This is a genomic window from Anabaena sp. CS-542/02 (assembly GCF_028331085.1).
Taxonomy (GTDB): Bacteria; Cyanobacteriota; Cyanobacteriia; order Cyanobacteriales; family Nostocaceae; genus Anabaenopsis; species Anabaenopsis arnoldii.
The window spans coordinates 30,948-49,501 of record NZ_JAQMTM010000040.1 but is presented as its reverse complement, the minus strand read 5'-3'; the positions used below and the strand labels follow the sequence as shown (position 1 = coordinate 49,501).

Annotated in this window: 14 protein-coding genes and 3 pseudogenes; 14 read left to right on the top strand and 3 right to left on the bottom strand. The window is 39.9% G+C overall.

Annotation, left to right across the window (positions count from 1 at the left end; genetic code table 11):
- Window positions 1-21: 21 nt before the first annotated feature.
- Window positions 22-321 carry an Asr1405/Asl0597 family protein gene (locus PN447_RS03830; RefSeq protein WP_271760953.1) on the bottom strand — a complete coding sequence of 100 codons (300 nt, stop codon included), beginning with the start codon at window positions 319-321 and terminating at the stop codon, window positions 22-24.
- 719 nt (window positions 322-1,040) lie between these two features.
- Here PN447_RS03830 and PN447_RS03825 point away from each other — a divergent pair.
- The 10 genes and pseudogenes from PN447_RS03825 (at window position 1,041) to PN447_RS03780 (ending at window position 12,691) form a co-directional block, all read left to right on the top strand.
- Window positions 1,041-1,889, top strand: a complete 849-nt coding sequence (locus PN447_RS03825; RefSeq protein ID WP_271760951.1) for an HIT domain-containing protein — start codon at window positions 1,041-1,043, stop codon at window positions 1,887-1,889.
- A 1,325-nt stretch (window positions 1,890-3,214) separates the two neighbouring features.
- Window positions 3,215-4,663 (top strand): nitrogenase cofactor biosynthesis protein NifB, encoded by a 1,449-nt coding sequence (gene nifB, locus PN447_RS03820; RefSeq protein ID WP_271760949.1) that lies wholly within the window; start codon window positions 3,215-3,217, stop codon window positions 4,661-4,663.
- A gap of 72 nt (window positions 4,664-4,735) precedes the next feature.
- Window positions 4,736-5,089, top strand: coding sequence for a DUF362 domain-containing protein (locus tag PN447_RS03815; RefSeq protein WP_271731345.1), 354 nt, complete (start codon window positions 4,736-4,738; stop codon window positions 5,087-5,089).
- Entirely contained in the window at window positions 5,086-6,282 is a 1,197-nt protein-coding gene (nifS, locus tag PN447_RS03810; RefSeq protein ID WP_271760947.1) for a cysteine desulfurase NifS, read from the top strand. Before PN447_RS03815 ends, nifS begins: the two co-directional genes overlap by 4 nt.
- A gap of 92 nt (window positions 6,283-6,374) precedes the next feature.
- Entirely contained in the window at window positions 6,375-7,277 is a 903-nt protein-coding gene (gene nifU / locus PN447_RS03805) for a Fe-S cluster assembly protein NifU (RefSeq protein ID WP_271760945.1), read from the top strand.
- 191 nt (window positions 7,278-7,468) lie between these two features.
- Window positions 7,469-7,825, top strand: a complete 357-nt coding sequence (locus PN447_RS03800; protein WP_271731348.1) for a group I truncated hemoglobin — start codon at window positions 7,469-7,471, stop codon at window positions 7,823-7,825.
- Window positions 7,826-7,976: 151 nt separating this feature from the next.
- A complete protein-coding gene (locus tag PN447_RS03795) occupies window positions 7,977-8,150 on the top strand; it encodes a hypothetical protein (protein WP_271760943.1) in 174 nt (57 codons plus the stop codon).
- Window positions 8,120-8,554, top strand: a pseudogene (locus PN447_RS03790) (AAA family ATPase); the annotation flags it as partial. The gene PN447_RS03795 and the pseudogene PN447_RS03790, both read left to right, overlap by 31 nt.
- Before the next feature lie 323 nt (window positions 8,555-8,877).
- The gene (locus tag PN447_RS03785) at window positions 8,878-10,638 is read left to right on the top strand and encodes an N-6 DNA methylase (RefSeq protein ID WP_271760941.1); all 1,761 of its coding nucleotides are present in this window, start codon (window positions 8,878-8,880) and stop codon (window positions 10,636-10,638) included.
- A gap of 718 nt (window positions 10,639-11,356) precedes the next feature.
- On the top strand, window positions 11,357-12,691 hold the full coding sequence (locus PN447_RS03780) for a type ISP restriction/modification enzyme (RefSeq protein WP_271760939.1): 1,335 nt from the start codon (window positions 11,357-11,359) through the stop codon (window positions 12,689-12,691).
- A gap of 226 nt (window positions 12,692-12,917) precedes the next feature.
- On the opposite strand, the gene PN447_RS03775 is transcribed toward PN447_RS03780, so the two are convergent.
- Window positions 12,918-14,321, bottom strand: coding sequence for an integrase (locus tag PN447_RS03775; RefSeq protein WP_271760936.1), 1,404 nt, complete (start codon window positions 14,319-14,321; stop codon window positions 12,918-12,920).
- A 110-nt stretch (window positions 14,322-14,431) separates the two neighbouring features.
- Between PN447_RS03775 and nifH the strand changes: the two are divergent.
- The 3 genes and pseudogenes from nifH to PN447_RS03760 form a co-directional block, all read left to right on the top strand.
- Window positions 14,432-14,893 (top strand): annotated as a pseudogene (gene nifH, locus PN447_RS03770) (nitrogenase reductase); the annotation flags it as partial.
- Window positions 14,894-15,019: 126 nt separating this feature from the next.
- On the top strand, window positions 15,020-16,435 hold the full coding sequence (nifD, locus tag PN447_RS03765; protein WP_271760935.1) for a nitrogenase molybdenum-iron protein alpha chain: 1,416 nt from the start codon (window positions 15,020-15,022) through the stop codon (window positions 16,433-16,435).
- 144 nt (window positions 16,436-16,579) lie between these two features.
- Window positions 16,580-16,741: a hypothetical protein gene (locus tag PN447_RS03760; RefSeq protein WP_271760933.1), complete on the top strand. Its 162-nt coding sequence runs from the start codon at window positions 16,580-16,582 to the stop codon at window positions 16,739-16,741.
- On the opposite strand, the gene PN447_RS03755 is transcribed toward PN447_RS03760, so the two are convergent.
- On the bottom strand, window positions 16,706-18,148 hold the full coding sequence (locus PN447_RS03755; protein ID WP_271760931.1) for a site-specific integrase: 1,443 nt from the start codon (window positions 18,146-18,148) through the stop codon (window positions 16,706-16,708). The two genes, PN447_RS03760 and PN447_RS03755, sit on opposite strands and share 36 nt — an antisense overlap.
- Before the next feature lie 109 nt (window positions 18,149-18,257).
- Between PN447_RS03755 and PN447_RS18690 the strand changes: the two are divergent.
- A pseudogene (locus PN447_RS18690) lies at window positions 18,258-18,416 on the top strand (nitrogenase molybdenum-iron protein alpha chain); the annotation flags it as partial.
- Between the last annotated feature and the right edge of the window lie 138 nt (window positions 18,417-18,554).

The following is an 18,554-nucleotide window of genomic DNA, read 5'->3' as shown; positions in this document are numbered from 1 at the left end:
TGAACAAATAAGAGAGGACATTTAGGAGTTGTCTGCATCCGAGCAACGTTCTAGCCAATCTACTAATTCCTGGCGAGAAGCGAGAAATTGCATCAGGATACTGCGAATCAAGATGGCTTCTAGCACGTTATTGACTTGGACTGTTAAGGAACCATCACTGTGACAACAGCAGGGAATCATTAATTCTTGCAAACGTTGAGCAATGATCCAGCGAAGTGACAAGAGCTTTCCGCGCATCCCAAAAACAGCGCTTGCTCCATCGCATAAGGAAATCTGCAAAACTTGCTCGTCTGGGAAATCAGAACTATGAGGTGTAAACATGATGAATAAGTTGTCAATAGTTCTTCGTCCTGGGTTTACATCAAAAAGCCTTGTGCTATTTTCTGCTTATATCAGGTGACTCCCAACAGGACACTACAACCAATGCTGATTGGATTTATTGGATTAATTACATTTGTACTCAAGTATCTTCAAGGGTGATTTCAGGGAAATTTAAAATTTTCCTGGGGGTAGGGTACTAGTATTGAATAATGGGGGTTCTAGTTTTTTGAGGTGAGGGGGTTAAGCATTTTTCTACTCAATACAAAATACTTCACCTGTAAGAGTTTGCAGTGAATTAGGCAAGTTATTTTGCAATTTATTAAGTTGTACTCACTGGCACGTCAAGATGAGGTAAACAGGATGATAAGTCATATAAAGCCTTTTTCAGGCTCATGAAGTACACACCAATTCCCTATTCCCTGTTCCCTGTTCCCTGTTCCCTGTTCCCTAAAACTAAAAAAAATTGTACCTCACGAGCATGGTAAATGCTATATCTGTATACCCAGCTACGATTCCTATTCTAGGATTTGCCCAGGGAAAAAACAGGTTTCTTTATTTTGTTTTAGGTTTTTTTGTCTGTGTATATGTATACGTTTCTTAATATAAACTTTGTCAAACTTTACTTATTTCCAGAAGATACTCAGGGGAATGCTAGAGTGTAATTTATTTGCGCAAGTTTACTTGTGCTAATACACCGATAGTGTGCATTGCCAAATTCTATGAAACAGCAAAAAAATCTATTCAGCCATCTCACCGCCATTGAAAGAACTTCCTTATCATTTCCAGCAGAGTTTTTATTAAATCAAAACCTGTTAAAAGGCCAAATATTAGATTTTGGTTGCGGTTTTGGTAATGATGTCAAGATTATCAGTCAAAAAGGCTTTGATATTACAGGCTATGACCCTCATTATTTTCCCCAATATCCTCAAGTCAAGTTTGACACAATAATTTGTTTTTATGTTTTAAATGTTGTGTTCCCTGAAGAACAAGCTAATATCCTCATGGAAATATCTCATCTGTTAAAACCAGGAGGTAAAGCTTATTATACCGTGAGGAGAGATATCAAAAGGGAAGGATTTAGAGAACATTATGTCCACAAAAAGCCTACATATCAATGTTTAGCTAGACTTCCCTTTAATTCATTGTACTCAGATGAAATGCGCGAAATATATGAATATGTTCATTATAATCAACAGCGAAATTCTACCAATTATTGTATATTTTGTAATCCTCATAAACATCTCAGATTAGTGACAGAATCAGCGACCGCCTATGCTATGTTTGATGGTTATCCCATCAGTAAAGGTCACACTTTAGTTATTCCTAAACGTCATATTAGTAATTATTTTGACCTACCACTCAAAGAACAGTCTGCTTGCTGGTTGATGGTGAATAAAGTCCAGGAAATTCTCAAAACAGAATTTGCGCCTGATGGTTTTAATGTCGGTATGAACGTCAATAGAGCGGGGGGTCAAAATATTATGCACGCCAGTATTCATGTTATCCCTCGTTACAAAGGTGATACTGTTGGTAAAAGTGGTATCAGAAAAGTGATTCCTCGGACATGAGAAATTGCCGTTTCTTCCGGGTTGTTTAAGCGCCCAATTCCTGAACTGACCGGTATACAGACGGGGGTAAGATACCCACCCCAGAAGATTTATGTTGGTTTGATTTGCTGGAAATCTGTTGTATGATTCAAGCTACTTTTCAGCGGATTAAGTTTACCATCTCTAAACTTGTTGGAATTAAGATTTCTCAAACCTCTTGAGCATTTTTTAGGTATTTTTATCAGGAAAAAATTAAATAAATATAAAAGGCAACTTTTGCGCCAGAAAAAATGATATGTTAGATACATAATTAAACTGTCGCCATTTCTCAATTTTGACTTTGCAAAATCCTCAACTTCTGCCTGTTTAGGGATATATGCTCACTATGAACTTATCATTTTTGCTTATAGCCATTAATTCTCAATAGCTGTATGATCAGAGTTAATGTAGTTGTTTGTTGAGTGTTGATTATGCAATTTATCCAGAGTTTTCAGATATTGCATCATTCTCAAAAGCACCTGATTAACAGCGGTTGTGCCAGGGAAAATTAAGAGTTTAAGTTTTATTTTTTCTCAACAAACCGCCTGATTTAGCCAGGTGCTAGGACTTGAGGTCAATTGTCAGTAAAAATTAAATAAAGATGAACTGCATTTTTACGTCAAAAAAAATGATAGGTTAGATACAGAATGAAATTTCCCATGTATTTGGAGTGGTACGACATAAACCTGCTCTGTGTTTTTCACCCATTGAGCCGCTATTCCTGGTAATGAGAAATAGGACTTAAGGCGGTTTTGAGTACAGATTTATGTACCTTAAAGTCGATAAATAATAGGCTAAAACCCTAACTATAAATGGGTTTGAACTGAGTACTAAGAAATCCTGAACCCCTATTTATAAATTCTCGTACCCCAATTGAAAAATACTAGAACCCCTAACCGAAAAAAAAATTATTAATCTTTGTAAAACCCACACAGTCGGGGTGGGAAAATTTGAGTACAAGGGTAATAAATCCAATAAATTCTATCCTCCATAGGCTCGGCAAGTATTTGAGAAGTACTGCTATAAATCTTATATCGCCAATCACTCAACGCCCTAAACACAAGGAACAGCGAAGAGTGAGTGGAGGGATGAGATAGCACCATGCCTTTGTGAATAGAAGTCGCGGCTGTACTCAATAACTTCGACCCCAGATCAAAAAGTTGACACACACCAGCCACACCTTAGTCAATAGTTATCAAACTGTTAACTAGAGCGATGAGAAGACGCGACTTCATTTCCTAGGTAAAGACAGTAGCAACGGCATCTCCCACTGTGGCCTTTAGCCCACTGAACCCTTGCGAAATTCAATGACACTACCGTCTAGCGGACTCCTCACCTCCGAGCATCAGGAACCAGCATCAAACCCAGCAAAATCAGGTGGTTGTGGATGCGACAGCAGCACCACCGGAGAAATGGATCAAAAGCTTCAAGAACGTATCGCCAAACATCCCTGTTATAGCGAAGACGCTCATCACCACTACGCCAGAATGCACGTTGCAGTTGCACCAGCCTGTAATATTCAATGCAACTATTGTAACCGTAAATACGATTGTGCTAACGAAAGTCGTCCTGGAGTGGTGAGCGAACTGCTGACACCAGAAGAAGCTGCACACAAGGCTTTGGTAATTGCAGGTAAAATTCCCCAAATGACAGTGGTGGGAATTGCCGGACCTGGTGACCCATTGGCGAATCCTGAAAAGACTTTCCGTACATTTGAATTGATTGCAGACAAGGCACCAGATATTAAGCTTTGCCTTTCAACTAATGGTTTAATGTTACCAGAATACATTGACCGCATCAAACAACTAAATATAGATCACGTTACTATTACCCTGAATACCATAGACCCAGAAATCGGCGCTCAGATTTATTCTTGGGTTCACTACAAGCGCAAGCGTTATAGAGGTGTTGAAGGTGCTAAAATTCTGCTAGAGAAGCAGATGGAAGGATTACAAGCACTCAAAGAAGCTGATATTTTGTGCAAAGTTAACTCCGTGATGATTCCGGGGATTAATGATCAGCACCTGATCGAAGTCAATAAAATGATTCGTGAAAATGGTGCATTCTTGCACAACATTATGCCTTTGATTTCAGCACCGGAACATGGTACACATTTTGGCTTAACAGGTCAACGTGGACCTACACCTAAGGAAGTGAAGGCACTACAAGACAATTGCGCCGGTAATATGAAAATGATGCGCCATTGTCGTCAATGCCGAGCCGATGCGGTAGGATTATTAGGAGAAGACCGCAGCCAGGAATTTACTAAGGATAAGTTCTTGGAAATGTCTCCAGAATATGACCTAGAACAACGGACTGTTGTTCATGAAGGGATTGAGAAGTTTAAACAAGAACTAAAAATAGCCAAGGAAAAGGCGCAGAAGGGCAAGAAATTTGCCAATAATCCTAAAATCTTGGTTGCAGTAGCTACCAAGGGCGGTGGGTTGGTTAACCAACACTTCGGTCATGCGAAGGAATTCCAGATTTATGAGGTGGATGGTAATCAAGTTAGCTTTGTCGGTCATCGTAGAATTGACCAATATTGTCAAGGTGGATTTGGAGAAGAAGCCACTTTTGAGCATATTATGGCAGCGATCGCAGATTGCAAAGCAATTTTAGTCTCTAAGATTGGTAACTGTCCTCAAGAGAAATTGCAAGCAGCGGGAATACAGACTGTTGAAGCTTACGACGTGATTTCAAAAGTTGCTTTGGAATTTTACGAGCAATATATCCAGGAATTAGGCAATCAGGATTAGGGAGTAGGGAATAGGGGATATATTTCCCCATACCCAGTACCCCATACTCAGTAATCACAAAGGAGAATAATCATGGCTTATCAAATCACTAGCCAATGTATTTCCTGTAATCGTTGTCTGTCTGTATGTCCCAATGACGCAGTTAAAGTAATTGACGGTCATCATGTAATTGATGCTGCACTTTGCACAAACTGCGCCGGTAGTATTTACTCTGTCCCTCAGTGTCAAGCTATTTGTCCGACTTCTAATGGTTGTGTGAAACAACCCCACGATTATTGGGAAAGCTGGTTTGCTAATTACAATCGCTCTTTAGCAAAATTAACCAAAAAACAAGATTATTGGGAGCGTTGGTTTAATTATTACTCCCAAAAATTCTCCGAGCAATTATCTCGACATCAGAGCGAAGTAGTAGGTGTATCAGGATGAGCATCATTTATCTAGACAATAATGCTACAACAAAAGTAGACCCGGAAGTTTTAGAGGTGATGTTGCCTTATCTACGGGACTACTACGGTAATCCTTCTAGTATGCACACCTTTGGTGGACAACTGGGCAAAGCTGTGAAAACAGCACGCCAACAATTAGCCGCCCTGATTGGTGCTGATGAGTCGGAAATTGTCTACACTAGTTGTGGTACAGAGGGAGATAACGCCGCTATTCGGGCTGCATTGTTAGCACAACCCCAAAAGCGACATATCATTACTACCCAGGTTGAACACGCAGCAGTTTTGAATGTCTGCAAACAACTGGAAACTCAAGGTTATACTGTTACCTATCTTTCGGTTAATTCTCAGGGACAGTTAGATTTAGATGAGTTAGAAGCTTCTCTGACTGGGAACACCGCCTTGGTTACAATCATGTATGCCAATAATGAAACAGGTACGGTGTTTCCTATTGAGCAAGTTGGGTTAAGAGTCAAACAGTCTGGCGCTATCTTTCATGTGGATGCGGTGCAAGCTGTGGGCAAAATTCCCATGAACATGAAGACTAGTACCATAGATATGTTAACTCTGTCTGGTCACAAGATCCATGCTCCTAAGGGAATTGGCGCTTTGTATGTCCGGCGCGGTGTGCGGTTCCGTCCTTTGCTGATTGGTGGACACCAAGAACGTGGCCGTCGGGCGGGAACAGAAAACGTTCCGGGTATTATTGCTTTAGGTAAAGCCGCAGAGTTAGAATTATTACATTTAGAAGAGGCTACCGCCAGAGAAAGAAAATTGCGCGATCGCTTAGAGCAAACCTTACTGGCCAAAATCCCTGACTGTGAAGTCAATGGCGACGTAACGCAGAGATTACCTAACACCACTAATATTGGTTTCAAATATATTGAAGGTGAAGCAATTCTGCTCTCCCTCAACAAGCATGGTATCTGTGCTTCCTCTGGTTCTGCTTGTACTTCTGGGTCTTTAGAACCTTCCCACGTTTTGCGGGCAATGGGTTTACCCTATACTACTTTACATGGCTCTATTCGTTTTAGTCTGTCTCGCTACACTACAGAGTCTGAAATTGACAGGGTTATAGAGGTAATGCCTGATATTGTCCAACGTTTACGGGCTATGTCCCCTTTCCAGAATGATAATGCCGGTTGGCTGCAAGAACAAGCACTCATTCATAGCTAGGGACTGCTGGGTATGGGGTATGTAAAATTTTTCCTCATCCCTAGTTCCTAGTCCCTTATCTAAAATCCAAAATCTAAAATCCAAAATTGACCATGTGGGACTACACAGATAAAGTATTAGACTTGTTTTACAATCCCAAAAATCAGGGAGCTATTGAAGAAACCAGCGAACCTGGTGTTAAGGTGGCCACCGGTGAAGTTGGGAGTATTGCTTGTGGTGATGCTCTGCGACTACACCTCAAAGTTGAGGTCGAATCTGATAAAATATTAGATGCTCGCTTTCAAACCTTTGGCTGTACTAGTGCGATCGCATCTTCGAGTGCTTTAACTGAAATGGTCAAGGGTTTAACCCTCGATGAAGCTTTGAAAATCTCTAATAAAGAGATTGCAGATTACCTCGGTGGCTTACCAGAAGCTAAGATGCACTGTTCTGTCATGGGACAGGAAGCTTTAGAAGCGGCTATTTATAATTATCGAGGTATAGCCCTCCCTACCCATGATGACGATGAAGAAGGTGCATTGATTTGTAGCTGCTTTGGGATTACAGAAGCCAAAATTCGCCGTGTGATTGTAGAAAATCATCTTACGGAAGCCGAACAAGTAACAAATTATGTAAAAGCTGGTGGCGGATGCGGTTCCTGTTTAGCGAATATTGATGATATTATAAGAGATGTAAAGGAAGAAGCCGCTTTAACCGCTGACAGTAAGCATAAAGTCGCAGTTGCTCACTCTCCCCAGCCATCATCAAAACCTTTAACCAATGTGCAAAGAATTGCACTCATTCAAAAAGTTCTCGATGAAGAAGTTAGACCCGTACTGATTGCTGATGGTGGAGATGTGGAACTCTACGACGTAGAAGGCAATAAAGTCAAGGTACTACTCCAAGGCGCTTGTGGTTCTTGTTCTAGCAGCACAGCTACTCTCAAGATTGCTATTGAAGCTAGGTTAAAAGAACGTGTGAGCCAAAACTTGGTAGTAGAAGCAGTGGAACCATAACTTTGAGACTTACACACAGCGGAAATACAACCTGTTAACCATTGAATATTCGGCAAGTAGGAGTTGAAGCAGATAGATATCGCCACATCAATTCATTCCTACTGAACAAGGACAGCAACAGCACATAGGTGAAAGTATTTCACACCTCATTGCCGATAGCATTATCCAACTCACACCGAAAGGAGCAGGACATGAGTACATTGTACGACAAAATTGGTGGACAGCCAACAATTGAGAAAGTAGTTGATGCCTTTCACAACAGCATTATGGCAGACAACAGCCTCAAAGGCTTCTTCGCTAAAACCGATATGGCGAAACAACGCGCTCATCAAATTGCTTTCTTCTCTCAAATTCTCGAAGGTCCAAAGCAATACTCTGGCCGTGCTATGGACAAAACCCACTCAGGGATGAAGCTCAGTGAGCAACACTTTGAAGCTGTGAGCAAGCACCTGACTGCAGCCATGACCGCTAGTGGAGTGTCAGCAGAAGACGCTAGCGCTGCAATGGCTAAAGTCTCTAGCCTCAAAGCCGCTATTTTGAACAAGTAAGAAATCTGCATTGATTGGCGTATCACTCCTTCACATCCTACTTGTTTTCTCTACCTATTCTAATGTGTGTAATTTCTCTGTCATTTGTCCAGCCTCCATTGGACAAATGACACGGGAAACCAACTAAACAAAAACTTAACCCCGAACTATTATGACACCAAAACCCTTCAATTATGCTGTGGAGCGATCGCCCCCGCGACGTTCTACAACACGCGCTCACTGCTGTAGCTCAACAGGCGTGAACGTCAACACACAGAACCACACAAACCAACAAATCGCAGGAGAAAAATCATCATGTCAGTTGACGAGAAAATTAGACAGATAGCTTTCTACGGTAAAGGTGGTATCGGTAAATCTACCACTTCTCAAAACACCCTGGCGGCTATGGCAGAAATGGGTCAGCGCATCCTCATCGTTGGTTGTGATCCCAAAGCTGACTCCACCCGTTTGATGCTCCACAGTAAAGCTCAAACCACCGTTCTTCACTTGGCTGCTGAACGTGGTGCAGTTGAAGACTTGGAACTTGAAGAAGTAATGTTAACCGGTTTCCGTGGCGTTCGCTGCGTGGAATCCGGCGGTCCAGAACCCGGTGTAGGTTGTGCAGGTCGTGGTATTATCACCGCCATCAACTTCTTAGAAGAAAACGGCGCTTACCAAGACGTTGATTTCGTATCTTACGACGTATTGGGTGACGTTGTATGTGGTGGTTTTGCTATGCCTATCCGTGAAGATTAAGCCCTGATTTGTAGGGTTTCTCCTATTATTTGGAATCAGATGATGATTTAATCTTGCCCTAACCTTGCCCTAATTTTATCCAGGGAAATTTTCTAAAAGAGGCGTTTTGTTGGCTTTTAATTCATCTTTCTACCCTATTTACCTCCTAGTGTCAAGAGGTATACATAAATTTTGATAAACGGGTTACAGACTTTTAAAAAATAATACTTTTGTTTGAGAAGTTTACCACTTTTACAAATACAGTAATTACACTAAAAATTTACAGTATAGTATTTTGACAATCTGGATTTTTTGATCATTTAAATATCAGGGTTTATATGCTTACTCTTAATCTCAAAACAAACCACAAACCCGTTAAGCAGTATTATCAAGAATTAGAACAGTTTAAAAAATTGGGCGTTGTCCACGAAACCGCCGTTAAAGCTGCTTTTCAAAAGTTACTCGAATCCTGCGCTCAACAGTTCCAATGGACTCTCATCCAAGAATATGGCCTAAAAAGAGAAAAAAAACAACAGCTAAGAATAGATGGAGCTTTAGTAGATGACTATAATTTACCCCGTGCTTACTGGGAAGCTAAAGACACGAAAGACGACCTAAAAAAAGAACTACAGAAAAAATTTGCTAAGGGTTACCCCAAAGATAATATTATTTTTCAGCAACCAGATCGAGCCATTCTCTACCAAGATGGTAAATGTATTCTAGATGAAGACATCACCAACCCCCAAAATTTAGTCGATGTAGTCCGACATTTATTTGAATATCGCCCCCCAGCTATTGAACAATGGGATAAAGCAGTCGAAGAGTTTGGTGTGAGGGTGAAGGAACACGCAACGGCTTTACTAGAATTAATTCGGGAACAAAAAAAGAAGAATAAAAAGTTTATTGATGCTTTTGGTGATTTCTTCCAACTTTGTCGCCAGTCAATTAACCCGAACTTGTCAGAAGCAGCGGTAGAAGAAATGTTAATTCAACATTTATTAACCGAGCGAATTTTTAGAAGTGTCTTTAACAATCCTGACTTTACCCAACGTAATATTATTGCAGCAGAAATTGAGAAGGTAATTAATGCATTAACTTCCAGGTCTTTTAGTAGGAGTCATTTTTTAAGTAGTTTAGATAGATTTTATGGTGCAATTGAAGAAACCGCCGCCACCATTGATGATTTTTCTCGCAAGCAAGACTTTCTCAATAAAATTTATGAGCGATTTTTTCAAGGTTTTTCCGTCAAAGTTGCAGATACCCACGGGATTGTATATACTCCCCAACCCATTGTGAATTTTATGGTCAGGAGTGTAGAAGAGATTTTACAAAAAGAGTTTAATAAGTCCTTAGTTGACCCAGGTGTACATATCCTTGACCCCTTTGTGGGGACTGGTAACTTTATCATCCGGGTAATGCGGGAAATTGTTGAGATCCAAAAATCCGCTTTACCTCACAAATATGACCATGAGTTACATTGTAATGAGGTGATGTTATTACCTTATTATATTGCCTCCCTCAATATTGAACATGAATATTTTGAGCAGGTGGGAGAATATAAACCTTTTCCAGGAATATGTTTAGTTGATACCTTTGAAGACCAAAATATTACACAGTTAGATTTATTTAGCCCGGAAAATATGCAACGGGTGAAAAGACAAAGACAATCAGATATTTTTGTGATTATTGGGAATCCTCCTTATAATGTCGGTCAGATGAATGAAAATGATAATAATAAAAATAGGAAATATAGTAATAAAGATAAAACTGGTATAGATGACCGGGTAGCTGCAACCTACGCCAAAGCCTCAAAGGCGACATTAAAAAATAAACTTTCAGATACCTATGTCAAAGCGGTTCGCTGGGCGAGTGATAGAATTGGGGAGGAGGGGATTATTGCTTTTGTCACTAATAATAGTTTTATTGATGCGCTATCTTTTGATGGGATGAGACACCAGCTAGAAAAAGCTTTTGATCAAATTTATGTATTTGATTTAGGTGGAAATGTTCGCAAAAATCCCAAGCTGTCTGGGACAACTCATAATGTCTTTGGTATTCAGGTAGGTGTGAGTGTGAATATCTTTGTGAAGAAAAAGTGATGGAGGTTATCTAAGAGGTTGTTTGATAAGTTTTCAGCCGTACCGAAATCAATAAGTTCCCTGAGCGAAGTCGAAGGGAACATCAGGGGGAAGAAGTGAGGTTAAGAGAACCGCAAGAGATTTTAGAGATTATTGGGGTGATCGTGGTTTCGACATCGCTCAACCACCGAAATCAATACAGACCACATATCGACTTCGCTCACCGACCACATAAAAAACAATAAAATCCAGTCCCATCCCCTGACAAGGGGAGGGTTAGGGTGGGGTTCAAATATTTGATACACTAATCATAAATTTTCAAACATCCTCTAAGAGGTGGTTTGATAAGTTTTCAGCCGTACCGAAATCAATAAGTTCCCTCAGCGAAGTCGAAGGGAACATCAGGGGGAAGAAGTGAGGTTAAGAGAACCGCAAGAGATTCTAGAGATTATTGGGGGGATCGTGGTTTCGACTTCGCTCAACCACCGAAATCAATACAGACCGCATATCGACTTCCCTCACCGACCACATAAAAAACAATAAAATCCAGTCCCCTCCCCTTACAAGGGGAGGGTTAGGGTGGGGTTCCAATATTTGATACACTAATCATAAATTTTCAAACATCCTCTAAGAGTTAGCTTTGCAAGTGATTTCTGACTGGAATTAGAGATGGTGATGAAATTGGCTCAAAAATGCTTGCTCAGATTGCTAAGAAAACCGGATTAGAACCAAAGGATTTATGAAACAAGCCAAAATATATTACGCCGCAATAGATGACACCTGGACAAAAGAACAAAGGTTAGCCTATTTAGAAAAACTTGAACATACTGGTAATGTAGAATGGCAAGAAATTACACCAGATAAAAATCATAATTGGTTAACCACTCAGTTAAAACTAGATTATGATGAATTTTTACCTATAGGTAATAAACAGACAAAATATACATCTGTAAATACTTCAGCCATTTTTTCACTTTACAGCTTAGGTATTAGTACAAGTAGGGATAATTGGGTTTATAGTTATCAATTTGAGGATTTAATTAAAAACATCAATGTTTTAGTTGAAACTTATAACGAACAGGTTTTTAAGTGGAAAAACAGCGCCAAATCTGAACAAAATATTGACTATTTTGTTTTATATGATGACGAAAAAATCAAATGGAGTAGTAAATTAAAACAATTATTAAATGCTGGTCTTTCTACAGAATTTAATTTAGCCAAAATCAGAATAGCTCTGTATAGACTATTTAGTTCACAGTATGTTTATTTTGATCAAGTTTTAATTGATAGACGTGGGAATTTCCCTGTAATATTCCCCAATCCTGAAACTGAAGCAGAAAATCGGGTGATTTGTCTTCCAGGAGTGGGAAATAGAAAAGATTTTGGTGTTTTTATCTCAAGGTTTATTCTATCTTATGACTTTGCCTTTGAAAAAGCTCAATGTTTCCCATTTTACACCTATAACGAAGACGGAACAAACCGCCAAGAAAACATTACAGACTGGGCATTATCAGCATATCGTCACCATTACCAAGATACCACAATTACAAAATGGGACATCTTCTACTACATCTATGCAGTCCTCCATCATCCCCACTACCGGGAACGCTACGCAGCCAACCTCAAAAAAGAACTCCCCCGCATTCCCTACGCTCCTGACTTTCACCCCTTTGTCACCGCAGGAAAACGACTCGCAGAAATTCATATCAACTACGAAAAACAGCCCCAATATCGCCTCAAACATCTAGAAAATAAAGACTTACCCATAGATTGGCTTGTGGAAAAAATGCGCCTATCCAAAGATAAAACCCAAATCAAATATAATGATTTTCTCACCCTAACCGGTATACCCCCAGAAGTGTTTAACTACCGTCTGGGTAACCGTTCCGCCCTGGATTGGATTATAGACCAATATCAAGTTAAGACAGATAAACTGAGCGGAATTACCAATGATCCTAACCGCCTTGATGATGAGCAGTATATAGTCAGGTTAGTTAAACAAGTCATTACCGTTAGTTTAGAAACTGTAAAGATTGTAGAAGAATTACCAGATTTAGGCTTACCAAATGATTAAGCATGAGGTAGCAAAAGAAGAACGAAACTTACGTAGTAAGTTGGAACCCCCCCGGATTCATCCGCGGAGTAGTTCAGCCTAAAATTTATTTTCTCCAACGATTTACAGCACCTTGCATGAATCTGAAATACAGATATGAGTGATAAAACTTTTGTGGGGTGGGCATCTTCCCCGCCCTTGTACCTACTCAGATGAAATATACTGTAATTAACCACACCTGTTCAACCTAGACATTCAACCGTAAACGCAAGCGTTCATTTTCAAATCTCAATCGTTCATTTTCCTGTTGTAACTGAAAAACCATATCTTGCAACTCTTCCATCTGCGACTTTTTACTAATAGCTTGTGCAATAGCAACCTTGCGATTTTCTAAACTAAACCACCTTTGATAAATAGATGTGTGCATATTTACGGAATGACCCAAATTATCAGCAGCAGCTTTAATAGGAATCCCCATTAAATGGGCGCGAATCGCCCAAGCGTGGCGTAAATCATAAGGTTGAAAAGGAATACCCACAAATCTAAACCATCTGTCCGTACCATGACGAGCAGAGTTAATTTGTTTATTGGTAACTTTACCGTGAATTTTGGCTTTTAATAATTCAATAGCCTCTGTGTCAGTCTTTAAATTAAAGGTTTCTACCCACTGGGGATATAATGGTAAAGCTTCCCTTTCACCGGTTTTGCACTCTTGATTTACTCGCCAAGTATTGACGATATTATCTGAAGATAACCACCAATCTAAATCAGGATTAACAAAAATTTCCCTAGGTCTTAATCCATAGGTGGCTAACATTCCGTATACCCAGCGCCATAGTTTCCAATTATTCCTATCTTCCCTAGTGAGTAATTTACTAGGGCGGTTGATTGAGTAGGTTTCAAATTTAAGATATTCTTGCTCTATATCTACATCGCTGGGTATATCACGCTGACGTTGAGCAGTAGGTTTGATTTTTAAATTACTCAGTTCTGGGACTTCTAAACCGGAACATTTACACAGCACCCGAATAACTTTAATTAGCTCATTTTTCACACTATCTGAAGAATTACAAAGTTTTACAGCCGTAATAAAGTTAATATCTATTGCTAATTTTTCTTTAGGTAGGTGTTTTTGAGCAATATAAAAATAGCTACTAAATGTATTTTCACTTTTCAGGTTACGTTTTCTAGTTTGAAAATAATTCACCTCGAAATCTGCAATTAAATCACCAATGGTTTTGTTTGTAACTTTATTGCGAGTTTTACCTAAGTATTTTTCAGTCCATTGAAACTGTTTTCTGGCTATTAACTTTCCTAACTCATAGGCTTCTTCTTCTGCAGTCCGTAAGCCATCAAAATTAAAGGGAATACCCAAAGAAATATCATATTGCTTTGTTCCTATACCGTTTTTGTCAAAATCTCCTGGTTTAATGGGTAGGGTGCTTCTCAGTTGTAGTGACTTACCAGATTTTCTGACGGAAACATTCACCCTAGCAGCTTTGAGTCTATTATTTACGGCTTTTAATTCCGTTTCTAGTTTTGCTATCAGGTGATTTTCTTGATTTGTAACTGCTTGCATTCTACCTATATATCCCCCATCGCTCCTGGCTGTTTGGTGAAAATCGGCAAATGCTTCCTGTGTTCTGTTCATACCCTAGATTTACCCTGATAAAAAAACTGTTCATCATTGACAATGATGACAGCAAACATTGTTAAAAATGAACATTTACAGCCTATAAGGATAATATTACCGCTCTTGATCGTGAAGGTAAAGCACAAGAAATCTACATCGTTACCTCCGGTGAAATGATGGCGATGTATGCTGCTAACAACATCGCTCGTGGTGTTCTTAAATATGCTCACACCGGCGGTGTGCGCTTAGGTGGTTTGATTTGTAACAGCCGTAAGGTTGACCGCGAAATCGAATTGATTGAAACTCTGGCTGCACGTTTGAACACCCAGATGATTCACTTCGTACCCCGCGACAACATCGTTCAACACGCTGAATTGCGTCGGATGACAGTTAACGAGTATGCACCTGACAGCAATCAAGCTCATGAATACCGTGAATTAGCTAAGAAGATCATCAACAACAAAAACCTCACCATCCCCACTCCTATCGAGATGGATGAATTAGAAGCACTGTTGATCGAGTTCGGTATTCTCGAAAGCGACGAAGAAGCAGAAAAACTGTTAGCAGCAGATAAAGCAGCAGCTAAGTAATAATACACAGGGAAAAAGGAAAAGGAAAGAATTATCTCTGACCTTTTACCTTTGACCTTCCCCCCTATCCTTTAGGGGAATTCCATCTACCTTATCCCCAGATCCTTACTAACTTGAGAGGCTAAAATGACACCTCCAGAAAACAACAAGATTGTTGAAGAAAGAAAAGAACTTATTAAAGAAGTTCTAGAAGCTTACCCTGATAAAGCTAAGAAAAAACGCGAAAAGCACTTAAACGTATTTGAAGAAGGTAAGAGCGATTGCGGTGTTAAGTCTAACATCAAATCTCTTCCTGGTGTAATGACCGCCCGTGGTTGTGCTTATGCAGGTTCTAAGGGTGTGGTTTGGGGTCCTATTAAGGACATGATCCACATCAGCCACGGTCCTGTAGGTTGCGGTTACTGGTCTTGGTCTGGTCGTCGTAACTACTACATTGGTACTACAGGTGTTGATACCTTTGGTACTATGCACTTTACCTCTGACTTCCAAGAACGGGATATCGTTTTCGGTGGTGACAAAAAACTACTGAAATTAATCCAAGAGTTGGAAGAATTATTCCCTCTAAACCGTGGTGTTTCTATTCAGTCTGAATGTCCCATCGGTCTAATTGGGGATGACATCGAAGCTGTAGCTAAGAAAGCAGCAAAAGAGATTGATAAGCCTGTTGTTCCTGTACGTTGCGAAGGTTTCCGCGGTGTTTCCCAGTCCTTGGGTCACCACATCGCTAACGACATGATTCGTGACTGGGTATTCCCCAGAGCTGACAAGGCTAAGGCTGACGGTACACTTAACTTTGAATCTACCCCCTATGACGTAGCCATTATCGGTGACTACAACATTGGTGGTGATGCTTGGGCTAGCCGCATCTTACTAGAAGAAATCGGCTTGCGTGTAGTTGCTCAGTGGTCTGGTGATGGTACCATCAACGAAATGTTGATGACCCCCAACGTCAAGATGAACCTCATCCACTGTTACCGCTCGATGAACTACATCAGCCGTCACATGGAAGAAAAATATGGTATTCCCTGGTTAGAATACAACTTCTTTGGTCCTAGCAAGATTGCTGAGTCCTTACGGGAAATTGCCTCTAAGTTTGACTCCAAGATCCAAGAAAACGCTGAGAAGGTGATCGCTAAGTATCAGCCTACCATGGATGCGATCGTTAACAAGTATCGCCCCCGTTTGGAAGGTAAGACTGTCGCCATGATGGTGGGTGGTCTGCGTCCTCGCCACGTTGTCCCAGCTTTCCAAGACTTGGGTATGAAAATGATTGGTACTGGTTATGAGTTCGCTCATAACGACGACTACAAACGTACCACTCACTACATCGAAAATGGCACCATCGTTTACGATGACGTAACTGCTTACGAGTTTGAAGAGTTTGTTAAGGCTCTTAAACCAGACTTAATTGCTTCCGGTGTGAAAGAGAAGTACGTCTTCCAAAAGATGGGTCTACCTTTCCGTCAAATGCACTCTTGGGATTACTCCGAACCTGGTCACGCTGCTTCAAAGCTGCTTCAAATTAGGGTTATGCAATTATAGATTTAATATAAGTTAATTTTTAGCCTAAATTCAATTAATTATGTTCTACAATAACATTGATTATTGCTGACAGTCAATATTCAATATCTTAATTTATATGTATTTGGGTAATTCTTAAATTTTGCTGATTGGTAAATTTGTCAAATGATAAACATTTTTTCATGTATTTCTTTTAGACTAAAATTTTTAGTTGATTGGGTAAAAGTGCGATCGCATCAACAGACTATCAAAACGGCGATCGCCATACCAGCTTGCGATCGCTTTTGTAAGTCATCGAGTGTTGATTATTTTATCAACCAACCTTAACCCTGCATTTTCCGACCTTAAGCTTTCATTCTCTAACCTCAATCTTTGATTCTCTAACCTCAATCTTTCATTCTCCTCCCGCATTAACTCAACCTCATTCCTCTTACTCAAAGCCTGATTAATCGCCAACTTCCGCATATCCAGAGAGAACCAACGCTGATAAGTTTGTGTATGAACTTGCACACTATGACCTAAATTATCCGCAGCAGCTTTAATTGGTATCCCTAAAATATGCGCCCGAATCGCCCAAGCGTGACGTAAATCATAGGGCTTAAAATCTAACCCAATTTTCCGAAACCACCAACTAACTCGTTGAGTTAACGCCGTTATTTCCCCATGACTATTCTGATCTTTCTTACTAACGGTACTTGCGAGCATTTCTAAATATTGAGGATTTGTCAAATCAAACTCTAAAATCCATTCTTTATGTAACGGTAATGCTTGTCTCTCACCAGTCTTACAATCTTTATGAACTTTCCAAGTAAAATCTATATTTTCTGGACTTAACCACCAATCGATATCAGGATTAATAAATAACTCCCGCGGGCGCAACCCAAACACCGCCAACATACCATAAGTCCACCGCCAAAGTTGCCAACTATCTTTCACATTTTGATTAACTTGATTACCTCTGTGGTTTAAGTAATCTTCAAACTTAATAATTCCTGCCACTATTTCAGCATCCGTGGGTATATTCCGGGAATTATTCCCCGGCATTTTAGAATATGGAGATAAATCTATTTCAATTTTAAAAGTTTGGCAAAATGCAGATATAGCTCTGGTAGCATTATATCTTGCCCATTCCTTATCTATTTTTGTAATTGCACTAATTAAATTTTCAGGTGTTGCTAAATCCTCTAAATTATTAACCCGCTTGGTTCGGGAAAAATAATAAAAAAAAGTATGTTCACTTTTGGTAGTGCGTTTGTGAGTTTTAAAATACTCCTCCTCAAACTGTGCTAATAACTCACCTATAGTTTTAAATTCTTGTTTAATTGCCTCATTACCTAAATATTTATCATTCCACTCAAAGGTTTTTCTAGCGATTAACTTACCTAATTCATAAGCTTCTTCCTCAGCCGTTTTCAGTCCATCCAAGTTAGCCGGAATATTCAAGCTGAGATTATATTGCTTTTTTCCAGTCCCTCTTGTGTCCTGATCCCCAGGTTTAATTGGTAAGGTCGCCCGTAATTGCAGACTTCCATTTGATTCTCTCACCGTTACCTTCGCCTTTGCAGATTTCAAGCGCAGATTTACTTGTTCTAACTCTACTAATACTTTTGTTCTCATGTGTTCTCTTTGCTGTTGTGCTTGCAGACTGGAGCCGAGAAAACTGCCGTCAGTAGATGGAAATGGTTCTAAGTCTGTAAAAGCTTCTTGATACTTGTCTTTACCCTGATGATGCATCGCTATGGTTTAGCCTATATTTAGCCTAAAAATAAATGTGCTATCAGCAAACAATGTTTATCAATAGCATTGCTTACCACAAACATTAAGACATTTAGAGCTATTAAACCATAAAAAGAAATACTCCGGTCCTTATCACGGTTATGATGGCTTCGCTATCTTCGCTCGCGATATGGATTTGGCACTCAATAGCCCAACCTGGGGACTAATTGGCGCTCCCTGGAGCAAAAAGGCTGACGCTAAAGCTAAAGCCAAAGCTACCGCCTAAATCAGTGGAAAAGGGATAAATAGGGATGGCCTGGGGTCTTAGCCCCAGGGGAGGAGTTGGGAATTCAAAGTTCAAAATTCAAAAGTTAAAAGTTAATTTTGATTTTTGCATTCTGAATTTTGAGTGACATTCCCACCC